Origin of the sequence: Paraburkholderia terrae, assembly GCF_002902925.1 — a bacterium.
GTDB lineage: Bacteria > Pseudomonadota > Gammaproteobacteria > Burkholderiales > Burkholderiaceae > Paraburkholderia > Paraburkholderia terrae.
Window position 1 is genome coordinate 327,956 of the sequence record NZ_CP026112.1, and the last position, 23,204, is coordinate 351,159.

At 63.8% G+C, this 23,204-nt stretch carries 21 protein-coding genes; 12 read left to right on the plus strand and 9 right to left on the minus strand.

The genetic code is table 11. From position 1 onward, the window contains the following. Nucleotides 1–46: 46 nt before the first annotated feature. Nucleotides 47–676 carry a GTP cyclohydrolase I FolE gene (gene folE, locus C2L65_RS17635; protein ID WP_007745422.1) on the minus strand — a complete coding sequence of 210 codons (630 nt, stop codon included), beginning with the start codon at nucleotides 674–676 and terminating at the stop codon, nucleotides 47–49. Nucleotides 677–806: 130 nt separating this feature from the next. Then, nucleotides 807–1,730, minus strand: coding sequence for a LysR family transcriptional regulator (locus tag C2L65_RS17640; protein ID WP_042316687.1), 924 nt, complete (start codon nucleotides 1,728–1,730; stop codon nucleotides 807–809). A 141-nt stretch (nucleotides 1,731–1,871) separates the two neighbouring features. Between C2L65_RS17640 and C2L65_RS17645 the strand changes: the two genes are divergently transcribed. The 10 genes from C2L65_RS17645 to C2L65_RS17690 all read left to right on the plus strand — a co-directional run bounded on the left by C2L65_RS17645 (nucleotide 1,872) and on the right by C2L65_RS17690 (nucleotide 14,241). Next, nucleotides 1,872–3,050, plus strand: coding sequence for a 4-hydroxybenzoate 3-monooxygenase (locus C2L65_RS17645; protein ID WP_042316685.1), 1,179 nt, complete (start codon nucleotides 1,872–1,874; stop codon nucleotides 3,048–3,050). A gap of 307 nt (nucleotides 3,051–3,357) precedes the next feature. Then, nucleotides 3,358–4,059: a 3-oxoacid CoA-transferase subunit A gene (locus tag C2L65_RS17650; protein WP_042316700.1), complete on the plus strand. Its 702-nt coding sequence runs from the start codon at nucleotides 3,358–3,360 to the stop codon at nucleotides 4,057–4,059. Between the two features lie 12 nt (nucleotides 4,060–4,071). Then, nucleotides 4,072–4,731, plus strand: coding sequence for a 3-oxoacid CoA-transferase subunit B (locus tag C2L65_RS17655; RefSeq protein ID WP_036000108.1), 660 nt, complete (start codon nucleotides 4,072–4,074; stop codon nucleotides 4,729–4,731). Between the two features lie 143 nt (nucleotides 4,732–4,874). Then, the gene (locus C2L65_RS17660) at nucleotides 4,875–6,257 is read left to right on the plus strand and encodes a 3-carboxy-cis,cis-muconate cycloisomerase (RefSeq protein WP_042316683.1); all 1,383 of its coding nucleotides are present in this window, start codon (nucleotides 4,875–4,877) and stop codon (nucleotides 6,255–6,257) included. Nucleotides 6,258–6,261: 4 nt separating this feature from the next. Next, complete coding sequence (pcaD, locus tag C2L65_RS17665) at nucleotides 6,262–7,053, plus strand: 3-oxoadipate enol-lactonase (RefSeq protein WP_042316680.1); 792 nt, start codon at nucleotides 6,262–6,264, stop codon at nucleotides 7,051–7,053. Beyond that, the gene (gene pcaC, locus C2L65_RS17670) at nucleotides 7,050–7,448 is read left to right on the plus strand and encodes a 4-carboxymuconolactone decarboxylase (protein ID WP_042316679.1); all 399 of its coding nucleotides are present in this window, start codon (nucleotides 7,050–7,052) and stop codon (nucleotides 7,446–7,448) included. Before pcaD ends, pcaC begins: the two co-directional genes overlap by 4 nt. A gap of 1,102 nt (nucleotides 7,449–8,550) precedes the next feature. Further along, nucleotides 8,551–10,452: an ABC transporter permease gene (locus tag C2L65_RS17675; protein WP_042314351.1), complete on the plus strand. Its 1,902-nt coding sequence runs from the start codon at nucleotides 8,551–8,553 to the stop codon at nucleotides 10,450–10,452. Further along, nucleotides 10,449–11,255: an ABC transporter ATP-binding protein gene (locus C2L65_RS17680; protein WP_042314352.1), complete on the plus strand. Its 807-nt coding sequence runs from the start codon at nucleotides 10,449–10,451 to the stop codon at nucleotides 11,253–11,255. Before C2L65_RS17675 ends, C2L65_RS17680 begins: the two co-directional genes overlap by 4 nt. After that, complete coding sequence (locus C2L65_RS17685; protein ID WP_042314353.1) at nucleotides 11,252–11,965, plus strand: ABC transporter ATP-binding protein; 714 nt, start codon at nucleotides 11,252–11,254, stop codon at nucleotides 11,963–11,965. Before C2L65_RS17680 ends, C2L65_RS17685 begins: the two co-directional genes overlap by 4 nt. Before the next feature lie 1,067 nt (nucleotides 11,966–13,032). Beyond that, nucleotides 13,033–14,241 (plus strand): ABC transporter substrate-binding protein, encoded by a 1,209-nt coding sequence (locus C2L65_RS17690; RefSeq protein ID WP_042314354.1) that lies wholly within the window; start codon nucleotides 13,033–13,035, stop codon nucleotides 14,239–14,241. A 66-nt stretch (nucleotides 14,242–14,307) separates the two neighbouring features. Here the strand turns inward: C2L65_RS17690 and C2L65_RS17695 are convergent, their stop codons facing one another. Next, nucleotides 14,308–14,559: a hypothetical protein gene (locus C2L65_RS17695; RefSeq protein WP_007748721.1), complete on the minus strand. Its 252-nt coding sequence runs from the start codon at nucleotides 14,557–14,559 to the stop codon at nucleotides 14,308–14,310. A 257-nt stretch (nucleotides 14,560–14,816) separates the two neighbouring features. Here C2L65_RS17695 and C2L65_RS17700 point away from each other — a divergent pair, with 257 nt between their 5' ends. Further along, nucleotides 14,817–15,398, plus strand: coding sequence for a DUF6496 domain-containing protein (locus C2L65_RS17700; RefSeq protein WP_042314355.1), 582 nt, complete (start codon nucleotides 14,817–14,819; stop codon nucleotides 15,396–15,398). A gap of 77 nt (nucleotides 15,399–15,475) precedes the next feature. On the opposite strand, the gene aptA is transcribed toward C2L65_RS17700, so the two are convergent. Continuing rightward, nucleotides 15,476–16,804: an omega-aminotransferase AptA gene (gene aptA / locus C2L65_RS17705; RefSeq protein WP_042314356.1), complete on the minus strand. Its 1,329-nt coding sequence runs from the start codon at nucleotides 16,802–16,804 to the stop codon at nucleotides 15,476–15,478. A gap of 153 nt (nucleotides 16,805–16,957) precedes the next feature. Between aptA and C2L65_RS17710 the strand changes: the two genes are divergently transcribed. After that, nucleotides 16,958–18,367, plus strand: coding sequence for an aminotransferase-like domain-containing protein (locus tag C2L65_RS17710; RefSeq protein WP_042314357.1), 1,410 nt, complete (start codon nucleotides 16,958–16,960; stop codon nucleotides 18,365–18,367). Nucleotides 18,368–18,391: 24 nt separating this feature from the next. Here C2L65_RS17710 and C2L65_RS17715 read toward each other — a convergent pair whose 3' ends face one another. The 5 genes from C2L65_RS17715 to C2L65_RS17735 all read right to left on the minus strand — a co-directional run bounded on the left by C2L65_RS17715 (nucleotide 18,392) and on the right by C2L65_RS17735 (nucleotide 23,106). Then, a complete protein-coding gene (locus tag C2L65_RS17715; RefSeq protein WP_042314358.1) occupies nucleotides 18,392–18,583 on the minus strand; it encodes a hypothetical protein in 192 nt (63 codons plus the stop codon). Between the two features lie 116 nt (nucleotides 18,584–18,699). Then, on the minus strand, nucleotides 18,700–20,199 hold the full coding sequence (locus C2L65_RS17720; protein WP_042314359.1) for a diguanylate cyclase domain-containing protein: 1,500 nt from the start codon (nucleotides 20,197–20,199) through the stop codon (nucleotides 18,700–18,702). A 230-nt stretch (nucleotides 20,200–20,429) separates the two neighbouring features. After that, nucleotides 20,430–21,518 (minus strand): GGDEF domain-containing protein, encoded by a 1,089-nt coding sequence (locus C2L65_RS17725; RefSeq protein ID WP_042314360.1) that lies wholly within the window; start codon nucleotides 21,516–21,518, stop codon nucleotides 20,430–20,432. 9 nt (nucleotides 21,519–21,527) lie between these two features. Next, nucleotides 21,528–22,175 (minus strand): hypothetical protein, encoded by a 648-nt coding sequence (locus C2L65_RS17730; RefSeq protein ID WP_042314361.1) that lies wholly within the window; start codon nucleotides 22,173–22,175, stop codon nucleotides 21,528–21,530. Nucleotides 22,176–22,485: 310 nt separating this feature from the next. Continuing rightward, on the minus strand, nucleotides 22,486–23,106 hold the full coding sequence (locus C2L65_RS17735; RefSeq protein ID WP_042314394.1) for a LysE family translocator: 621 nt from the start codon (nucleotides 23,104–23,106) through the stop codon (nucleotides 22,486–22,488). Nucleotides 23,107–23,204 lie beyond the last annotated feature (98 nt).

Sequence of the window (23,204 nt, forward strand, 5' to 3'; positions counted from 1 at the left end):
TCCGGCGCGTGGCTAAAGCGGGCCGACAATCCTGGCCCGCGACAAATCAGGTATTCGCCACGCTAACGGAAGTCGGGCCGTGGACGATCGACAGAAACTCGCGACGCGTCGACGGGTCAGTGCGGAACGTCCCGAGCATGCGCGACGTCACCATCTCGACGCCCGCCTTGTGTACGCCGCGCGTCGACATGCATTGATGCGATGCTTCGAGAATCACGCCTACACCCTTCGGCTGCAATACTTCGTTGAGCGTATCGGCGATCTGCACGGTCATCTTTTCCTGAATCTGCAGACGCTTGGCGAACGCATCGACAAGCCGCGCGAGCTTCGAGATGCCCACCACGCGATGCTCTGGCAGATAAGCGACATGCGCGCGCCCGATGATGGGCACCATGTGATGTTCGCAATAGCTTTCGAAGCGGATGTCCTTCAGCACGATCATTTCGTCATAGCCGTCCACTTCGGAGAACGTACGGGCCAGAATCTCGCGCGGATCGACTTCATAGCCCGCGAAAAATTCTTCATACGCTCGCACGACGCGCGCGGGCGTGTCGAGCAGCCCTTCACGCTGAGGATTGTCGCCGGCCCAGCGCAGCAGCACGCGCACGGCTTCTTCGGCCTCGTCGCGGGACGGCCGGCCGGGTGCGTCGGCGGACGTTGTGTTCTTCGTATTCATCCTTCGCTCCAGTTCCAGTAAAACGCGCATCGCACGTTGCGGCATTGTTCCATGTTTCCCGGCCCTACGCCGAACAGGGATATGCGTCGCGGGCCCCTGCGGGCGTTACAGGCGGGCCTTATATCCGTCGTTACTTCGGCCACTCGTCCTTCGCATCGTTGAACAGTTCTGCAACAACGCCGCGCAGCCAGCTTGCGCGCGGATCGTTGTGAAACTTGCGATGCCAGTGCTGGCGCAAGTCGAAGCGGGGCAACGGCAACGGCGGTTCGACGAGCGTGATCGACGCGTGTTCCGACACGTACGCGAAGCCGATCGCGTGCGGCACGGTTGCGATCAGATCGGTGCGCGCGAGGATGAACGGCAGGCTCATGAAGTGCGGCGTCTCCAGCACGGCGCGCCGGCGGATGCGCTTTTTCTCCAGAAACTGCTCGAGCACTTCCTGGCTGCGTCCTTCGGCGCGCACGACGGCATGGCCGAGGCCGATGAACTGATCGAGCGTGAGCGGCGCGCCCGCGAGCGGGTGATCGCTGCGCATCAGACAGATGAACCGGTGCGTGAACAGTCGCTGCTGGAAGAAGTTGTTACCGGAAAGATCGGGAAAGTAGCCGACGGCGAGATCGACATCGCCCGATTCCAGCCCGCGCTCGACATGCGCGGGCGGCAGCGACACCGAACGCAGATTCGCATGCGGCGCGCGCTCGGCGAAAAGCTGCAACAGCCGCGGCAGGAACACGATCTCGCCGACGTCGGACAACGCCAGCGAGAACGTATGCGTCGACGTCGTGGGATCGAAATCCTGCGAGTCGAGCATGCCTTTTTCGATGCGCGCCAGCGCCTCGCGGGCAGCGGGAATCAGCGCGAGCGCGCGCGGCGTCGGCTCCATGCCGCGCGACGTGCGCACGAACAGCGGGTCGTTGAAATACTCGCGCAAGCGGCCGAGCGCGGTGCTCACGCGTGGCTGGCTCACGCCGAGACGTTCGGCGGCGCGGCTCACGTTGCGCATGTCTTCGAGCGCGACGAGGTAGGGAATCAGGTTGAGATCGAGTTCGGCCATGCTTTGACGCGCGCGTGGGGAAGGACACTCGCGCAGTATCGGTTATGCGTATACAACCTATCCTAAAAATCGCGTTGTCGCATATTCGGGAAAGCGCCGAGAATCGTTTGATGACTCGAACAAAAGACTCGGAGACGAACGATGCGCACTCAAGTTGCCATTATTGGCGCGGGTCCCGCCGGTCTACTGCTGTCGCATCTGCTGCGGCTGGCGGGCGTTGAATCGGTGGTGCTGGAAAGCCGGTCGCGCGAACACTGCGAGCATCGGATACGCGCTGGTGTGCTCGAACAGGGCACCGTCGATACGCTCAACGAAGCCGGACTCGGCGCGCGGATGCAGTGCGAAGGGCTGGTGCATCACGGCATCGAGCTGTTGTTCGAGCGCAAGCGGCATCGAATCGATCTGACGGCGCTGACGGGCGGCCGCGCGATTACCGTGTATGGTCAGCATGAGGTGGTGTGCGACATGATCGCCGCTGCTGTCGAGCACCAGCAACCGCTGTATTTCGACGTGTCCGAAGTGTCGCTGCACGACCTGACGACGGACAAACCGTGGGTTCAATTCGCACGAGATGGCGCAGTGCAGCGTATCGACTGTGACTACGTGGCGGGCTGCGACGGCTTTCACGGCATCGCGCGCGAGTCGATTCCCGCCGACGCGCTGCAAACCTTCGAACGCGTCTATCCCTACGCATGGCTCGGCATCCTCGCCCACGCCGCGCCGACCTGCGACGAACTCGTCTACGCGCATCACGAGCGCGGCTTCGCGCTCTTCAGCATGCGTTCGCCCGAGGTAACGCGCCTCTACCTGCAGTGCCGTCCCGACGAAGACCTCGCGCAATGGCCCGACGAGCGCATCTGGGCCGAGCTTCACGCGCGCTTCGAGAACGACGACGGCTGGCTGCCCGCCATCGGCGACATCACGCAGAAGGGCGTGACGCCGATGCGCAGCTTCGTGTGCGAGCCGATGCAATACGGCCGCCTCTATCTTGCCGGCGACGCCGCGCACATCGTTCCGCCGACAGGCGCTAAAGGCATGAACCTCGCCGTCGCCGACGTGCGCATGCTGTCGAAGGCGCTCGCGGCGCGCTATCGCGAAGGCCGCGACGATCTGCTCGCCGCCTATTCGGCGACCTGTCTGGAGCGCGTCTGGCGCGCCGAGCATTTCTCGTATTTCATGACAAACATGCTGCATCCATCGTTCGATGACACGCCGTTCATCAACCGGCTGAAGATGGCTGAGTTGCGGTACGTCGCGCATTCCGATGCGGCGTCGCGGATGCTGGCAGAGAATTACGTGGGGCTGCCGTTTCGCGATTGATTTGCGCACCCGGCGGCGCACCGCGCGGCATAGGGCAAACCACGAAACCGTTGCCTTGACAAGAGATGCAGGCGCAAACCATAATGCGCCAGTACGTTCGCTAAACGAAACTGTGTTCGCATATAGAACTTTTCGCAAGTTCGACGGGCGATAGGGATTGAAGGGCGAGCCAAACACGCAGGTCTGCATTCCGTCGTCAGCAGACTATGAAGGACGAAAGCGGACGTGGAGACCGTCCGGCGCGCGTTTCGCCAGTTGCCTGGTGGATCGTGCGACGCGGATCGACGCGTTTCAGAGGATATTCGACATGATCAACAAGATTTTCGAGTCACTCCAGTCGGCGGTTGCCGACGTGCATGACGGCGCGACCGTCATGATCGGCGGCTTCGGCACGGCGGGCATGCCGTCCGAGCTGATCGACGCGCTCATCGAACAGGGTGCGAAAGAGCTCACCATCGTCAACAACAACGCCGGCAACGGCGACACGGGCCTCGCGGCGCTGCTCAACGCGAAGCGCGTGCGCAAGATCATCTGCTCGTTCCCGCGTCAGACCGATTCATACGTCTTCGACGCGCTCTATCGCGCGGGCGAAATCGAACTGGAACTCGTGCCGCAGGGCAATCTCGCCGAGCGCATCCGCGCGGCGGGCGCGGGCATCGGCGGCTTCTTCACGCCGACGGGTTATGGCACGAAGCTCGCCGAAGGCAAGGAAACGCGCGTGATCGACGGCAAGCATTACGTGCTGGAAGCGCCGCTGCACGCGGACTTCGCGCTCATCAAGGCGTACAAGGGCGACCGCTGGGGCAATCTGGTGTATCGCAAGACGGCGCGTAACTTCGGCCCGATCATGGCAAGCGCGGCGAAAACGGCGATCGTGCAGGTGTCGGAAGTGGTGCCGCTCGGCGCGCTCGACCCGGAAGTGATCGTCACGCCGGGCATCTTCGTGCAGCGTGTCGTCGAAGTGCCGCAGGCGGCCCACGCCTCGCAACGCCCCGAACAAGCCGCCTGAAGGAGACCTGACATGAAACGACTGACCCGCGATGAAATGGCGAAGCGCGTCGCGCAGGACATTCCTGAAGGCGCTTACGTGAACCTCGGCATCGGCGTGCCGACGCTGGTGGCGAATCACCTCGACGCCAACAAGGAAATCTTCCTGCACAGCGAGAATGGCCTGCTCGGCATGGGCCCGGCGCCCGCGAAAGGCGAGGAAGACGACGAGCTGATCAACGCCGGCAAGCAGCACGTCACGCTGCTGACGGGCGGCGCGTTCTTCCACCACTCCGATTCGTTCGCGATGATGCGCGGCGGCCATCTCGACTACTGCGTGCTCGGCGCGTTCCAGGTGTCGTCGAAGGGCGATCTTGCGAACTGGCACACGGGCGCACCCGATGCGATTCCCGCTGTCGGCGGCGCGATGGATCTGGCTATCGGCGCGAAGCAGGTGTTCGTGATGATGGAGCATCAGACCAAGCAGGGCGAAAGCAAGATCGTCGCCGAATGCTCGTACCCGGTGACGGGCGTCGGTTGCGTGGACCGCATCTACACCGACCTCGCGATGATCGACGTGACGAAGGACGGCCTCGTCGTGCGCGAAATCTTCTCGGATATCGACTTCGCGGAACTGGAGAAGCTGACGGGCGTCGCGCTGATCGACGGCACGCAGCAGGCTCGCGCGGCCTGAGCCTCGCTTAGCCTCGATACGTAGCAGCCACGCGCGCGCAAATGCGCGCGTGACCTCGGCGCGGCGTTCGGCGACAATGAAGCCGAACGCCGCGCGCTTCCAGGCGCGACTCAACGCGCATTCATCCCAACGCACAGAACATCATGCTAGAAGCTAGCGCTCGCTTGACTGGCCTGATCTGCGGCACGCAGCCGATGAACGACATCTGGTCGCCGCGCGCGACGCTGCAACGGATGCTCGACGTCGAAGCGGCGCTGGCGCGCGCATCGGCGGCCCATGGCGTGATTCCGCAATCGGCCGTTGCCGCCATCGAGGCGACCTGCCGTGCCGACAAGCTCGACGCCGACGCGCTCGGACGCGACGCCGCGCTCGGCGGCAATCTCGCGATTCCCCTCGTCAAGCAACTGACCGCGCGCGTCAAGGACGCCGACGCGGAAGCGTCGAAGTTCGTCCATTGGGGCGCGACGAGCCAGGACATCATCGATACGGCGACCGTGCTGCAACTGCGCGATTCGTTCGATCTGCTCGACGGCGCGTTGTCGTCCACCTGCAATGCGGTTGCCTCACTTGCGCAGCAACATCGCGCGACGCCGATGATCGGCCGCACGTGGCTGCAACAGGCGCTGCCTATCACGCTCGGTTTGAAGTTCGCCCAATGGCTCGACGCGCTGCTGCGCCATCGCGAGCGGCTCGACACGTTGCGCGAGCGCGTGCTCGTGCTGCAATTCGGCGGCGCGGCCGGGACGCTCGCGAGTTTGCGCGACAAGGGCGGCGTGGTTGCCGCCGCGCTGGCGAAAGAATTGAATCTGGAGATGCCCGCTGTGCCGTGGCACACGCAGCGCGACCGCATCGCCGAAACGGCGTCGTTCTTCGGCATGCTGATCGGTACGCTCGGCAAGATTGCGCGCGATATCTCGCTGCAAATGCAGACCGAACTCGGCGAACTGGGCGAGCCGGTTGCCGCCGGCAAAGGCGGCTCGTCGACGATGCCGCACAAGCGCAACCCGGTCGGCTGCGCAGCCGTGCTGACGGCGGCGGCGCGCGCGCCGGGCCTTATCGCAACGGTGTTCGGCGGCATGGTGCAGGAACACGAGCGCGCGCTCGGCGGCTGGCAGGCCGAATGGGACGCGCTGCCTGATCTTGCACGTCTCGCGGGCGGCGCGCTGGCGAACATCGAACAGATCGCGCAGGGACTCGAAGTGAATGTAGAGCGGCTTGCGGCGAATCTCGAGGTGACGCATGGTCTGATTCTCGGCGAAGCGGTGATGCTCGCGCTCGGCGACAAGATCGGCCGGATGGATGCGCATCATCTCGTCGAGCATGCGTCGAAAGAGGCTGTGAAGAGCGGCAAGACGCTCTTCGACGTGCTGGCTGCCGATGGGGCCGTCACTCAACATCTGCCCGTCGAGCAACTCAGACGTCTGCTCGATCCGGCGCATTACGTGGGCAGCGCGCACGCTTTCGTGGACGCCGTGCTGGCTCTTCATACCGCGCGCAAAGCACGCGTGAACCAACATCAGGAGTAAAGGAATGCCTTACGCCGCAGTCAATGGCATCGAGCTTCACTACCGGATCGACGGCGACCGGCACGGCAACGCGCCGTGGCTCGTGCTGTCGAATTCGCTCGGCACCGACCTGTCGATGTGGACGCCGCAGGTTGCCGAATTCGCGAAACACTTTCGCGTGCTGCGTTACGACACGCGCGGCCACGGCCATTCGGAAGCGCCGAAGGGACCGTATTCAATCGAGCAATTGACGGGCGACGTGATCGGCCTGCTCGATACGTTGAAGATCGCGCGCGCGAATTTCTGCGGCATTTCGATGGGCGGTTTGACGGGCGTCGGCCTGGCGGCGCGCTACGCGGACCGCATCGATCGCGTTGTGCTTTGTAATACGGCGGCGCGCATCGGCTCGCCGGAAGTATGGGTGCCGCGCGCGGCGCGGGCGCGCACGGAAGGCATGCTCGCGTTGTCGGATGCTGTGTTGCCGCGTTGGTTCACGGCGGAGTTCATTGCACGCGAGCCGCTCGTGTTCAATTATGTGCGCGACGTTTTCGTACACACCGACAAGGAAGGTTATGCGCTGAATTGCGAAGCGATCAACGCGACCGATCTGCGGCCTGAGACGCCTGGCATCAAGGCGCCCGCGCTTGTGATTTCGGGTACGCATGATCTCGCCGCGACGCCGGCGCAAGGGCGCGAACTGGCGGCGGCGATTCCGGGTGCGCGGTATGTCGAACTGGATGCGTCGCATATCTCGAACATCGAAGTTTCCGACATGTTCACGAAGACCGTGCTCGATTTTCTGAAGGGGCAGCGATGAACGACGATCAACGATACGAAGCGGGCATGGGCGTGCGCCGCGCGGTGCTGGGCGATGCGCATGTGGACCGGTCGCTGGTGAATCGCACGGAAGTGACGGAGGAGTTTCAGAATTTCATCACGCGGTATGCGTGGGGTGAGATCTGGACTCGCGATGGGTTGCCGCGGCATACGCGTAGTTTACTGACTATTGCGATGATGGTCGCGCTGAATCGCAGCGAGGAGCTTGCTCTGCATTTGCGCGCCGCGCGGAATAATGGGGTGACGCGGGATCAGGTGAAAGAAGTTCTGTTGCAGACTGCTATTTATTGTGGGGTGCCTGCGGCGAATTCTGCTTTTCATCTGGCTGATAAGGTTTTTAAGGAGCAGGACCAGGAGGGCAGTGCCACGGCGTAGTTCTTTGTAGTGGTGGTTTTTTGTTTTTTTGGTGAAGCCGTTGTGACTTTATGTTGCGCGGCTTTTGTTTTTTGGGGTGGCACCCGTTAGGTGGTTCGGGCTGCCTTTGCGCTGGCATATGCGTTTTGTCTTCGCGGCGCGGCCGGTTTGGTTTTTTTGGGGTTTGCGCTGGCATCCGCGATTTGTTAGCGTGCTTCAAGCGTCGCCCCTGTGCGGGGCGGCACCTACTTTTCTTTGCCGCCGCAAAGAAAAGTAGGCAAAAGAAAGCGGCTAACACCGCCAACATTTCTTCTTGCCTGAGGGCCCCCGAAGGGTCTTACGCTTCACACGGCAATCACGTGACCCATGTTCGTTGCCAACGCTCTTGCGCTGCGCCTCACCCGCTTCATATGTCCGCGTTGCGGCACGCCGTGCCAGGTAGTCCGCCGCCGCCCAGGTGGCAAACTGTGCGTAGGCCGTAGCGCCTCACACGCCTCACTTCGGACCGATAGCGGACGCGTTCCACCCTGCAAGAGCGCCAAGCTATACGCCGCGACAACCTACACACAGTTTGCCACCTGGGCGGCGCAAACCATTCGCTGCCGCTTGCCCGAGTACGGGTATTCGAAGCGGGTGAGGCGCTCATTCGAAGCGTTGGCAACGAACGCGAACAGGAATGCTGCCGTGTGAAGCGTAAGACCGGTTGGGGGCCCTCAGGCAAACACTAGTACTGGCGGTGTGAGCCGCTTTCTTTTGCCTACTTTTCTTTGCGGCGGCAAAGAAAAGTAGGTGCCGCCCCGCACAGGGGCGACGCTTGAAGCAAGCTAACGAATCGCGGATGCCAGCGCAACGACGAGCAAACCAAAACCAACGCCCGCGTCGCGCAGGCTCAAACGCGGATGCCAACGCAAAGGCAAACATACCGACCGGCAACTCCTGCTCACAGAAAGCACACCGCGTATGCCAGCGCAATGGCAGACAAACCACCCCTACCGTCCCGCGGCTGCAAACCAAAAAACCAAACCGCAGATCAAAAACCCCTGCAAACCAAAAACATTTCCGGTATACCTGTCGCCCGACACAACCTAACCCCAACCCCAAACCCACCCGCCGCCAGGCAAAAATGCTCCCCAACCTGCTAGTCCAATTGATCAACGGACTCGCCGACGCCTCGGCGCTCTTTCTCGTCGCAGCGGGCCTGTCGCTGATCTTCGGCGTCACGCGCATCGTCAACTTCGCGCACGGCTCGTTCTACATGCTGGGCGTCTACGTGGCCTACAGCATCGCGAGCCGCTTCGGCACGAGCAGCGTCATCGGCTTCTGGCTGTCGATGCTCGCCTCGGCGCTCGTGATCGGCATACTCGGCGCGCTCGTCGAATTCGTCGTGCTGAGGCGCATCTACAAGGCACCCGAACTGTTCCACCTGCTAGCGACATTCGCACTCGTGCTGATCTTCCGCGACGCCGCACTCGCGATCTGGGGCCCGCAGGACCTGTTCGGCCCGCGCGCGCCGCATCTGTCCGGCGCCGTCGAACTGCTCGGCCATCAACTGCCGACATGGGACATCGCGTTGATCATGATCGGGCCCCTCGTGCTGCTGTTGCTGTGGTACGCGTTGACGCGCACGCGCTGGGGCACGCTCGTGCGCGCGGCGACGCAGGATCGCGAGATGCTCGGCGCGCTCGGCATCAACCAGGCGTGGCTGTTCACGGGCGTGTTCTTCGTCGGCGCGTTTCTCGCAGGGCTTGGCGGCGCACTGCAAGGGCCACGCATGTCGGCGAATCTGTCGCTCGATCTCGAAACGATCGGCAATGCGTTCGTCGTCGTCGTGGTCGGCGGGATGGGCTCGATTCCGGGTGCGTTCATCGCGGCGCTGCTGATCGCGGAGATCAAGGCGCTGTGCATCGGCATCGGACATGTGTCGCTGTTCGGCGTCGACCTTTCGTTGAGCCGCTTCACGCTCGTCGCGGAGTTCGTCGTGATGGCCGTGGTGCTCGTCGTGCGGCCGTGGGGCCTGCTGGGACGAGCGACGTCGACGGTTCGCACGGCGGCGCCCGCGGAAATGCCATTGAAGCCCGCAGGCAAGCAGCTCAAGTGGCTCGCGGCATGCGTGCTGGCCGTGCTCGTGCTCGCGCCGCTCGCCGCCGGCGCGTTTCCGTACATGCCCGTGCTGCTCGTCGAAATTCTGATTGCCGTGCTGTTCGCGGCGAGCCTGCACTTCATCATGGGACCGGGCGGCATGCATTCGTTCGGTCATGCCGCGTACTTCGGCCTCGGCGCGTACGGCGCAGCACTCTTTCTGAAAGTGCTCGATCTGCCGATGGAAGCCGCGCTCGTTCTCGGGCCGCTCCTCGCCGTGCTCGGCGCGCTGGTGTTCGGCTGGTTCTGCGTGCGACTGTCGGGCGTGTATCTGGCGATGCTCACGCTCGCGTTCGCGCAGATCGTCTGGTCCGTCGTGTATCAGTGGGATGACGTGACGGGCGGCAGCAACGGCATTCTCGGACTATGGCCGTCGAACTGGCTGTCGACGCCCGTTGCCTACTACTACCTGACGCTGGCGTGCGCAGTGCTTGGCGTGTGGCTGCTGCGTCGCATGCTGTTCTCGCCGCTTGGATTTGCGATGCGCGCGTCCCGCGATTCGGCGTTGCGCGCGGAGGCCATCGGCATCGACACGAAACGCGTGCAATGGGCCGCGTTCGTGATTGCGTCGCTGTTTTGCGGGCTCGCTGGCTCGCTGTATGCGTTTTCCAAAGGCACGATCTCACCGGAAGTGATCAGCGTGAGCCGTTCCGTCGACGGACTCGTGATGGTGCTGCTCGGCGGCATCCAGACGTTGACGGGGCCTGTCGCGGGCGCGGCGCTGTTCACGTGGCTGCAGGATACCGTCGCGCGTCAGACCGACTACTGGCAGGCGCTGCTCGGCCTCGCGATCCTGTTGCTTGTGATTGCGTTTCCACAAGGCATCGTGGGGTTCGTGCGCGAGCGCTTCGAGCGCGATGAAGCACAAGCAGGACGCGGCCAATGAGCCTTCTGCGCGTATCGAATCTGTCGATGTCGTTCGGTGGCGTGAAAGCCGTCGACGACGTTTCGTTCGACGTGAGGCCCGGCGAACTGCTCGCCTTGATCGGCCCGAACGGCGCGGGCAAATCGACGTGCTTCAACATCGTGAACGGACAACTGCGTCCGACGCACGGCTCGGTGATGTTCGACGGACACGAACTCGTCGGCATGCGTCCGCGTGATATCTGGCGACGCGGCGTCGGTCGCACGTTCCAGGTCGCGGCGACCTTCAACTCGATGACCGTGCTTGAAAACGTGCAGATGGCGCTCGTATCGCGCGAAAAGCGCCTATACGGATTGTGGAAACCGGCGGCGTCGCACTTCGAGGATGAGGCGCTGGCGCTGCTCGATCAGGTCGGCATGACGGCGCATGCGCAACGCGCGTGCAGCGTGCTTGCCTATGGCGACGTGAAGCGTGTCGAGATGGCTATCGCGCTCGCGAACCGACCAAAGCTTCTTCTGATGGACGAGCCGACGGCGGGCATGGCGCCGCAGGAACGGACCGAACTGATGGCGCTGACGAAGCGTCTTTCCGCCGAGCGCCATATCGGCGTGCTGTTCACCGAACACAGCATGGACGTCGTATTTTCCAGCGCGGACCGGATCATCGTGCTTGCGCGCGGCAAGCTGATTGCGCAGGGCGACGCGGACACGATACGCAATGACGCCAACGTGCAGGCCGTCTACTTCGGCACGGGCAAGACGTTCCAGCCGCGCGCGGCGTTATCGCGCGATGGCGGCGAGTCACACACGGAGCCGCGCACATGAACGCACCACTGCTGAAAGTCGACAGACTGAATGCGTTCTACGGGCGCGCGCAAATCCTCTTCGACGTGAGCCTCGAAGTGGGGCGCGGCGAAGTTGTCGCGCTGATGGGCCGTAACGGCGCAGGCAAATCGACGACGATGAAGTCGATCATGGGGTTGATGGCGCGTCGTGAAGGCGCGATTCATTTCGACGGGGCCGATATTTCTGCGTTGCCGCCGCATCGGATTGCCCGGATGGGGCTCGGTTATGTGCCTGAAGATCGCCGCGTGTTCTCTGGTCTCACTGTGATGGAGAATCTCGACACGGGGCGGCAGCCCGCGCGCGTGGGGGCGCCTGCGTGGACGCCCGACAAGCTCTTCGAGCTGTTTCCGAATCTCGGTGAGATGCCGCAGCGGCTTGGCGGGCAGATGAGCGGTGGCGAGCAGCAGATGCTTACTGTGTCGCGGACGTTGATGGGGAATCCTTATCTTGTGCTGCTCGACGAGCCGTCGGAAGGTGTCGCGCCTGTGATCGTCGAGCAGATGGCTAATATGATTCTTGAGCTGAAGCGCGAGGGGTTGTCCATTCTTCTGTCTGAGCAGAACTTTCATTTCGCTGAGTTGGTCAGTGACCGCGCTTACGTGCTCGAAAAAGGTCAGATTCGGTTTGGTGGCGCGATGCGCGAACTTGCGGGGGATGAGGGTGTGAGGAGGGCGTATCTGGGGGTTTGATGTCTGCGACGCTGGGGTTGGGTTTTCGCTTTTTGCTCGCGTCCGCGAGGCGGTGGTCGCTGTGCAAGCGGTTTTTTTGCCTCTGCGCTGGCATTCGCGTTTGAGCCTTCGCGGCGCGGTCGGTTTGGTTTGCTTGTGTTTGCGCTGGCATCCGCGCTATGCCTTCGTGCTTCAAGCGTCGCCCCTGTGCGGGGCGGCACCTACTTTTCTTTGCCGCCGCAAAGAAAAGTAGGCAAAAGAAAGCGGCTCACACCGCCAGTTCTAGTTCTTGCCTGAGGGCCCCCAAAGGTTCTTACACTTCACACGGCAATCACGTGACCCATGTTAGTTGCCAGCGCTCTTGCGGTGCGCCTCAACCGCTTCGCGCACCTGCGTTACAGCACGCCATGCCAGATAGTCCACCGCCGCCCAGGTGGCAAACTGTGTGTAGGCCGTAGTGCCTCGCACGCCTCACTTCGGACCGAAAGCGCACGCGTTCCACCCTGTAAGAGCGCCAGGCTATACGACGCGACAACCTACACACAGTTTGCCACCTGGGCGGCACATACCATTCGCTGCCGTTAGCCCGTGCGCAGGTGGTCGAAGTGGGTGAGGCGTTCATTCGAAGCGTTGGCAACGCACGCAAACAGAAAAGGCTGTCGTGTGAAGCGTAAGACCCTGTGGGGGCCCTCAGGCAAACACAAGAACTGGCGGTGTTAGCCGCTTTCTTTTGCCTACTTTTCTTTGCGGCGGCAAAGAAAAGTAGGTGCCGCCCCGCACAGGGGCGACGCTTGAAGCACGCTAACGAATCGCGGATGCCAGCGAAAACCCCAAAAAACCAAACCGACCGCGCCGCGAAGGCAAAGCGCGGATGCCAGCGAAAGAACAGAGCAAACCGCCCGCGCCGCACAGGCGCTAACGCAGATGCCAACGCAAAGACCAAAACACCGAACGGCAACGCCTGCGCCGCAAAGGCAGAAACACCGACCAACCCCACCCCCACACCGCGAACGCCAAGAACCGGTACGATTCAACCTTCGCACCTCCCACCCGCACCCTTGAACGGACAAATAAAACGGAGCCACCGCATGACCTCGCACGCAGCATGGATATCCCGCATTGCCGCTTCACTAGCCGTCTCGCTGACGGCCCTCAGCGCTTCCGCCCAACAGACCATCAAGATCGGCGAAATCAACAGCTACAAGGCACAACCCGCCTTCCTGATGCCCTATAAAAACGGCTGGAACCTCGCACTAGATCAGGTAAACGCAACCGGCGGCGTGCTAGGCAAAAAACTCGAAGTCGTCTCACGCGACGACAACGCGAACCCCGGCGACACGATCCGCGTCGCGCAAGAACTCATCGCCCGCGAGCAGGTGCAACTGCTATTCGGCGGCTATCTGTCGAACACGGGCCTCGCGCTAACGGACTTCGCGAAGCAGAAGCGCATGTTCTTCCTCGCCGCCGAGCCGCTCACCGACAAGATCGTCTGGGCCGACGGCAACAAGTACACATACCGCCTGCGTCCTTCCACCTACATGCAGGTAGCGATGCTCGCACCCGAAGCGGCAAAGCTGAAGAAAAAACGCTGGGCGCTCGTGTACCCGAACTATGAATACGGCCAGTCGGCGGCGGCGACATTCAAGAAGCTGCTGAAGGCCGCGCAACCCGACGTCGAGTTCGTCACCGAACAGGCAACCCCGCTCGGCAACCTGGACGCCGGCTCGACTGTGCAGGCGCTCGCCGACGCAAAGCCCGACGCGATCTTCAACGTGCTGTTCAGCGCGGACCTCGGCAAGTTCGTTCGCGAAGGCAATACGCGCGGGCTCTTCAAGGACCGCAGCGTCGTGTCGCTGCTGACGGGCGAGCCGGACTATCTCGACACGCTCGGCGCAGAAGCGCCCGTCGGCTGGATCGTGACGGGCTACCCGTGGTATTCCATCGATACGCCCGCCAACAAGAAGTTCGTCGCGGACTACGAAGCGAAGTATCACGACTATCCGCGCCTCGGTTCGGTGGTCGGCTATGCGGCGCTGATGTCGATTGCGAACGGCATCAAGAAGGCGGGCTCAACCGATCCCGACAAGCTCGCAGCCGCGTTCAAGGGCTTGAATGTCGATACGCCGTTCGGGCCGATCACGTATCGACCGCAGGATAACCAGTCGACGATGGGCGCGTTCGTCGGCGTGACCGCGCTGAAGGACGGCAAGGGTGTGATGACGTCGTACCGTTATATCGACGGCGCGAGCGTGCAGCCGTCCGACGCCGAAGTGAAGAAACTGCGTCCCGCGGACTGACTCCGCGAATATGCAAGACGCGTCCGGAAGGCCAGCCGCGCGGCTGGCCTTTTTACTCGCGCGCCGTCATTCCTCGGCGTCGTGCTCGGCCACGAAATGGCGCAGATACGCAAGCACGGCCGCCTCCGCCGCGCGATGGTCCGCGCAGCTTTTCGAACCGGCGTTCTCTTCGTCGCCGAACAGCGTCGATGGCGCATTGTGAACGTCCACTTCCTGGCCCTCGCGGAAGATGCGAATCTCGTGCATGGTCTCCGCGTATTCGGCCACCCAGTGAATCCCTTCGATATGGGCGCCTGCCCTGACTGTCTGTGTGTTCATGAGGCGTCTCCTGACGGTTGCATCGCCGCCTTTGACGTAAACCATAGACGCTATCGGCGTATTGCGCAGCCTTCGTTGTGCATCGGGGCCGCCTGCGTCGTGATTGCCAGGCAGCGCGAATCGAAGCATCCCTTCGTCTGGCGAGCGGTTGGAGGCCCCCCAAAAACGCAGGGCTTTCGAGCCAGGACAGCGGTCTGCGAGGATAAGGCACACCCGTTGCTGCATATGACACGCCACCATTCAACGGGAGCAATGTCATGCCTGATAAAGCAACCCTCAAGCGTGCCGCCGCCGACAAGCGCGCCGGCAAGTCGGCGAGCACTCAAGCCGGCGAGTTCGTGAAGGAAGAAATCGACCACGTGCGCGAAGGCAAGCACGGCGTCAAATCGGCGAAGCAGGCTATCGCGATCGGTCTGTCGAAGGCTCGCCGCGCGGGCGTCGCGCTGAAGCAGCCGAAGGCGGGAACGACGAGCGCAGCCGCGCGCAAGAAAGCCGCAGCGGACACGGCTGCGGGACAGAAGAAGACGCCTGCAGCGAAGCACTCAGCCGCGAAGAAGGCCACGGCGAAAACAGCTTCGAAGACCACGGCCGCACGCCGCCCGAGCAGCGAATCGACGGCGAAACGCTCGCGCGTTGCCGAGGCCGTGCTGAAACGCGAAAGCGGGCAGGGCGCATCGAAGAAAGCGTTGTCGAAGCAGACCAAGGCAGCGGCAGCGCGCCGTCCGGCGGCGAGCCGCTCGGCTGCGGCGAAGAAGGCGGCTGCGACGAAGGGCGCGGCGGGCCGGTCGGCGGCCGCGAAGAAGGCTGCGCATACGCGGGCCGCGCGTGCGCATCATTGAAAGCTAGCGGGAGAACCGCCGCTGCGCTCGCCGTCGTTCAAAAGACCGGCGGCGAGCAGCAGCGGCGTGCAAGACGCTTACTGGATCGAAGCCAGCGCGTTGCGGACGGTCTGGAAGATCTGGTCGATCTGCGCTTCGTCGATGATCAGCGGCGGCGAGAAAGCCAGGATGTCGCCCGTGAAGCGGATCAGCACGCCCGCCTCGAAGCACTTGACGAACGCCTCGTAAGCGCGGGCGCCCGGCGCGCCGTCGCGCGGCTCCAGTTCGACGCCTGCGACCATGCCGAGGTTGCGGATGTCCTTCACGTACTTCGCGTCGCGCAGCGCGTGAACGGCGGCTTCGAACTTCGGCGCCATCGATGCCGCGCGCTCGAACAGCCCTTCGCTGCGATACAGGTCGAGCGTCGCCACGCAGGCGGCGGCGGCGAGCGGGTGCGCCGAGTACGTATACCCGTGGAACAGCTCGATCGCGCCTTGCGCGCCGGCGTTGACGATCGTGTCATGCACCGTGCGGCTCGCCGCGACGGCGCCCATCGGCACGGAGGCGTTGTTGATCGCCTTGGCCATCGTCAGCAGGTCGGGCTTCACGCCGAAATATTCGCTGGCCGTCGCAGCGCCGAGACGCCCAAAGCCCGTGATCACTTCGTCGAAAATCAGCAGGATGCCGTGCTTCGTGCAGATGTCGCGCAGCTTCTGCAGATAGCCTTGCGGCGGAATCAGCACGCCCGTCGAGCCCGCCACGGGTTCGACGATCACCGCGGCAATCGTCGACGCGTCGTGCAGCGCGACGATGCGCTCCAGTTCGTCGGCGAGATGCGCACCCCAGGCCGGCTGGCCCTTCGAGAACGCGTTGTGTTCGAGGTTGTGCGTGTGCGGCAGGTGATCGATGGACGGCAGGAGCGCGCCCGAGAACGTCTTGCGGTTCGGCGCAATGCCGCCGACCGAAATGCCGCCGAAGCCCACGCCGTGATAACCGCGCTCGCGGCCGATCAGGCGCGTGCGCTGTCCTTCGCCGCGTGCGCGGTGATAGGCGAGCGCGATCTTCAGCGCGGTATCGACCGACTCCGAGCCGGAGTTCGTGAAGAACACGCGGTCGAGCCCTTCGGGCATCAGTTCCGCGACTTTCGACGCCGCTTCGAACGCGAGCGGGTGGCCCATCTGGAAGGTCGGCGCGAAGTCGAGCGTCGCGGCCTGCTTCTGGACGGCGGCGACGATCTCGTCGCGGCCGTGACCCGCGTTCACGCACCACAGGCCCGCGCACGCGTCGAGCACGTCGCGCCCGTCGGTCGAGCGGTAGTACATGCCTTTGGCCGATTCCAGCAGGCGCGGCGCCGACTTGAACTGGCGGTTGGCGGTGAACGGCATCCAGAAGTTCGACAGATCGTCGATTACAGGGCGCGAAGTCATGGGTTTCTCCTCGAATGGATAGCGAAACTGTAGCGTCCGAGGTTAAATGGCGGACATAAACAGTTGACTCACTGCGCTGCTAACTGTGCTGGTCGAATCGGCCTAACTGTGCTGGAATTGGCGCGGTATCCGTTGCCGTCTGGATGAACCCTGATGATCGAAATCGAACTGGATCGTGACCGCCGCCTGGCGCCGACGCTCGTTGAGCAGGTGGTGCAGGGCTTCGCGCATGCGATCGACAGCGAGGCGCTGCGCGCCGGCGCGCTGCTGCCGTCGGTGCGCCAGCTTGCGCAATCGCATTCGCTGAGCACGTTCACGGTAACGGAGGCGTACAACCGGCTCGTGTCGATGGGCCTCGTGACGGCACGGCGCGGCTCCGGTTATCGCGTCGCGCCGCGCGCGCGGTCCGCGCATACGCATACCGTCGACTGGCAGCCGCCCAGTCTCACGGCAACCTGGCTGCTGTCCGACGTGTTCGCCGACCATTCCATGCCGATCAAGGCGGGCGGCGGCTGGCTGCCCAACGAGTGGATCAACGAAACGGGCATGCAGCACGCGTTCCGCGCGATGAGCCGCGTGCCCGCCGCGCGTCTGGGCGACTATGGGCATCCGTACGGCTTCGCGCCGCTGCGCGCGAAGATCGCCGAGCAGATGGACCGGCGCGGCCTGCCCGTCGAGGTGTCGAACGTGCTGCTGACGCAGGGCGCGACCCAGGCGCTCGACCTGATCGTGCGCACGCTGCTGCGCGCGGGCGATACCGTCGTCGTCGAAGATCCCGGCTACTGCAATCTGCTGCAAATCCTGAAGCTTGCCGGGTTGAACGTGATCGGCGTGCCGCGTACGCCGGCGGGCATCGACACGGACGTGCTGGAGCAACTCGTCGACGCGCATCATCCGAAGGCGATCTTCGTCAACACGACCTTGCAGAATCCGACAGGCGCGACCTACGGCATGGCGTCCGCGTTCCGGCTGCTGCAGATCGCCGAGCGCAACCGCATGTGGGTGATCGAGGACGATGTAAGCCGCGAACTTGGCTCCCCCGGCGCGCCGATTTTCGCGGCCATGGAGGGCTTACGCCGCGTGCTGTACATCAGCGGCTTTTCGAAGACGGTGACACCCGCGTTGCGTTGCGGCTATGTCGTCGCCGAGCGCGACGTGCTGCGCGAACTGGCGCGCACGAAGATGGCGGTGGGGCTGACTTCGTCGGAGGCGATCGAGCGGATCGTCGACAAGGTGCTGCACGAAGGGCGCTACGCGCGCCACGTCGAGCAGGTCAACGAGAGGCTGCGCGCCGCGCACGCGATTGTCGAGGAACGGCTGGATGCGCTGGGGCTGGAAGTCTTTCACCGGCCACGCGCGGGGTTGTTCCTGTTCGCCCGCTTGCCCGTGGAGCCGGAGCGCGCGGGCGAGATTGCGACGGCGGCGCTGTCGGATGGTATCTGGCTCGCGCCCGGTTCCTACTTCCGTCCCGACGATGCGCCGAGCGCGTGGTTCCGTTTCAACGTCCCGCATTCCACCGATGACGCGTTGTGGCGCTTCATCGAACGCATCGGGCGGGGCTGAGCACGGCAGGCGCGAGAGGCAACGTCAGGGCCTGGCAAGCGAGTCGATCAGTTCGCCGATGTTTGCCGCGCCGACATTGTCTTCCAGCAGCCCGATGAACACGCGGCTGTACAACTGATCCCGCTTGACTTCGGGCAGATCCGTGCGGGCGTTCGCGATCGCTTCTGCCGCGCGGTGCGCCGAACTGACGATGCGTTGTGCGAGTTTCCTTTCCATACACTGCGCTAACGACAGCAAGCCGTAAAGCTTGAGCCGTTTTCCCCTGGTTTTAGAGCATTCGTATCGTCGCCAGCAAGCGATGCGCCGAATGCGTTGTATTGGTTCTGCCTGTATTACGCGACGAGCGCGTTCTTTGCCCTCGGCGCGCGGTTCGCGCGGCTGAGTTCCTTTGCGTCGTACATCACCCGGTCCGCGCTTTTCACCAGATCCTCCGCGCGTTCGCCGGATTGCAGCACCGCGATGCCGAGGCTCGCGCACACGCGGTACGCATTGCCATGCACGCTGACAGGCACCTCCAGCGCCGCCGTGATCGCGTCGGCAACGTCGGGCGCCAGCGCCGCGTCGTCCTCGATCACGACCAGGAACTCGTCGCCGCCCAGCCGTCCGACCTGCGCGCGGCCCTGCGCAACATCCGTCAGGCGCCGTGCGATCTCAGCAAGAATCGTGTCGCCCAAATGGTGGCCAAACGTATCGTTGAGTTCCTTGAAGCGGTCCAGGTCGACGAAGATCACGGCCACGCGGCCAGCGGCGTCCGGCGCGGCGACCGCTTCCTCGAGCCGATCCATGATGCAGCCGCGATTGGACAGGCCCGTCAGGCGGTCGGTATGCGCGAGCCGGTGCAACTGCTCCCGGCCCTTCAGCAGTTTCAGGATCAGCGCGGCGATCCACGTGGACAGTCCGACCAGAATCGCCGAAATCACGCTTGCCATCGTCACGTAGACGCGGCGCATCCGGTAGTAGTCGTCGAGCGTCTCGGCGACGGAGAGGCCCGCCATCACCGTGAGCCCGTACCGCTTGACCTCGCGGCGCGCGACGATGCGTTCCACGCGGTCGATCGGGTCGGTGAACATTTCGTCGTTGCCGCGCGGATCGACGTAGCCCGTCGGCAGCGACTCGCCCGTGCGGCTCGGCGCATCGCCTGCGCGGCGCGACAGCATCGAGCCGCGGCCCGACAGCACCGCGATCATCCCGTGCTCGCCGAGGGCGGCACTCGTGTAAAAGCCGTCGGTGAGCCAGGCCGGATTCTCCGACACGATCACGACGCCGCCGAAGCTGCCGTCCGGACGGTTGATGCGCCGCGTCGCCTGAATCGACCATTGCCGCGAGATGCGGCCGATCACCGGTTCACTGAGGAACAGCCCGACGTCGGCTCGCTCGCGATGCACGCGAAAGTGCTTGCGGTCGCTGAGGTCGATGGCGCCGGAAAACGGAATCGTCGATGTGATCACATGACCATCTGCGCCGGCTAAGGTGACTTGCAGCGCCGTGTCGGCGGTGATGAGGCCGTAGGCCTGGTATTTCTTGAGATCGAACGTATCGGGCGAGCTTTCGAAGCCGTATTTGACCAGCAGCGCGATCGTGTCGACGTCGTGAATCGTTTTCAGCGTGTGCGTGTCGAGCGCGCTCGCGACGGTGCCGGCCGCGACGCGTGCGTCATGCAGCACGGCTGTCTTTTCGACGCGCAGCCGCATCAGGATTGTGACCCACAAGACAGCGAGGATCAGCACGGTCAGCGCAGGCAGCAGAATGAATGCGCGATGCGGCGCGTTGCCGTGGCCGCGGGGCCGCAAGCGCTTGACGGATGTGCGAAGTCTGCCTGTCAACGACCTCATTACGGACGCGATGTTCTTCACTGGCTGATGGCTGACGCGTGAGGCACTTCAACTCGACCGTTCATAGGAGACGGCGCGCATGCTGCCGCGCCTTGCTGAACCCTTATAACGGCAGCGCCGGACGGAAGTTGATTGCGTTTCTCAGATTCGATTGAAACAGCATGGACGTGCTGAACCGGCGGCGTTGATCGCTGGAATCGACTCGATGGAAGCGCTGTCTCGCGTCGAAATCATGCGGGCGGAATGGGGCTGACGGCGAACGCGTAGCCATTCTTGCCGTGGCGCTTGACTTCGTACATCGCGCCGTCGGCGGCGGCGACCAGCAGCCGGTGATCGGCGACGCGATCGGGATAGGTCGCGATGCCGACGCTCGCGCGCACGAAGCCGAGACCCATTTGCGTATCGGTTTCGCCGACGCAGTTCATCAGCCGCGCGGCGATGCCCGTGAGCTCCGTGTCGTTGCCGAAGCCGGAGACGAGCGCCGCGAATTCGTCGCCGCCCATGCGCGCGACCATATCGCCGGGGCGCAGCGACTGGCGAAAGCGCTGCGCGAGCGCGATCAGAAATTCGTCGCCGATGGCGTGGCCCAAGGTGTCGTTGACCTGCTTGAAGCCGTCGAGGTCGACATACAGCACGGCGCATTTGCCGGGCGCGCGCTCGGCTGCGATGCGGTCGAGCCGCGCGAGCAGTTGCTGGCGGTTGGGCAGGCCCGTCATCGCGTCATGCTGGGCGGCGTGGCGGAACTGATGCGTGAGACCTGCGAGCCGCCGATGCCGCCGCGCGAACACGACGAGCGCCGCGAACAGCGCGCCCGTCACCACGACAGTCAGGACGGCGAGCACGCTCGCGACGCGCAGCGTGCGCCGTCGGACATCGTGACTGACGGCGTCGCGGCGCGCGTGCCAGTAGTCCGCCGTGGCCGCGAGCGACTGCTTCAGTTCGTCGAGACTTTTTGCCGTCGCGTTGGCTTGCGGCAAGCGCGGCGCGGGAACGGGGCTCGATCCGATCAGCGCGTCGAGTTCGGTGACGCGTGCGCCCAGTTCGTCGAGTGCCTGCTGGTAGGTCGCGTTAGCGCCATTCGAAGGCGCGCTGCGCTTCAGCAGGCTCGCCACATTGAGCGCGTTGTCGGCACGCCCGACGGCTTCCAGCACGAGCGTTGCGTATTGCTGCTGGAAGTGATCGGAGAATAGCGCCTTGACCTGCACGGCAACGTAGAGCAGCCCGACCACGAGGCACGCGAGTGCGAGCGCGCCGACCACGATCGGCTGCGGGCGCCATCGCGGGCTGAGCGGGCGGATCGGCGTGACGGTTTGCTTCACGCCGGCGGGCTAGGGGTGCGAATACGGATCGGGGTTGTTGCCGGGTTCCCGGGTGCGGCGGTTATAGCCGACCTTGCGGAACATCGCGGTCAGCCGAGACACGAACGTTTCCTTCGGTTTCGCCCGTTGCGCATGGCGCGCGGCGTTGCCCGGCTGCTTGCCACGGTCGGCGCGAGCGGCAGCGGAATTGTTTGGCCCGGGCGCGGTGCGGGCGGCTTGCGACGGGTCGTTCGCGTCTGCGTCTGCGTCCGTGTCGTCGTCGGCTGTCTGGGCTGCGGCGAGCGAGTCAGTGTTGGCGGGAGCGGGTTTTTGCGTCGGCGTTGCCGGTATCACGCGGCCCGACACTGAACTCGTCGGCACAGCTGCAGCTGCATGGCTTGGGATGCGCAGATCGCCGTTCGCGCTGGTTGCCGTCGTGGGCAGCGGGCGCCGGGCTGATTCGACGGCTTCGGCGTAGGCCACCTGGTCGCGGTTGAACCAGATCACATATGCAGCCGTGCCCATCACGCCGACGGCGAGACCCATCGCCGAGATCAGGCAGATCTGCACCCAACTGTAATGCCGTGCCTGCGGATCGTCGCTGTCGGGTAGATACGCGCTCTCGTACTGCTGCTGCCGGCCGCCGCGCTCGCGGTCCGGAGATTCCTGTGCGTCCATGTGTGCAACGCCTCCGACCCTTGCGGTCTGCGTCTGTCAATGGCGGGACTGGCGCGTCGCGTACGCGCCGGTGAAATCTGCTCAGAGATAACCGTGGTCTTGGAGCAATTATCGAGCCCGTCAAGTGCCGCAATCCGGCGATGATGCCGGCGAGGACAGTGCTGAGCCCGCTCACGAGGACAGGGTTATGTGTTGGTTATTCTACTGTCAATTCGCGAGACGGGCCGTGGTGGAAAACGGACGTTTGAAGCGCGCGGCGGTTGGTCAAAAAGTCGTGCAAAGCGAGAAAAATTTCCAGACTGTCCGCGCGTCACGCGATCAGGCGCAACACGATGGGATAAAGCGTCGCGACGAGCATCAGCGCCATCGCAATGTTGAACGTGCGCAGCCACACGGGGTTCGACAGTGCGCGGCGCATCGCGGTGCCGAACGCGGCCCACAGGCAGATGCATGGCAAGCCGATCACATAGAACAGCACGGCCATCAACAGCGCATTGATACCGAAGTCGGCGCTCAGATGAATCGTCGTCGCGGCCGTGAGCACCATCATCCACGCCTTCGGATTGACCCACTGGAACGCGATCGCTTCATGAAAGCGCATCGGGCGGCGCTCGCCCTTCTTGACCTGCATCTCGCCCGACGTGCCGATTTTCCACGCGAGATACAGCAGATACACGACGCTCAGCACTTCGAGCACCGTGTACAGCACTTCGAAGCGGCGGAACGCTTCGCCAAGCCCGAAACCCACAGACAGCATCAACAACGCCACGCCCGCGCTGATGCCGAGAATATGCGGCAGCGTGCGGCGAAAACCGAAATTGACGCCGGATGCGAGCAGCATCGTATTGTTCGGTCCGGGCGTGATGGTCGTGACGAGCGCGAACAGGATGCCGGCGGGCAGGGCGCTGGCGCTCAGGGTGTCGAGGGTCATGGACGGCTCCGCAAGTATTTCGAGATTGGCGACAGTGTACCGATCGGTGCCGGTACAGTACCGGTACAGATGCGTAAATGATTTCCGGTACGGAGCGC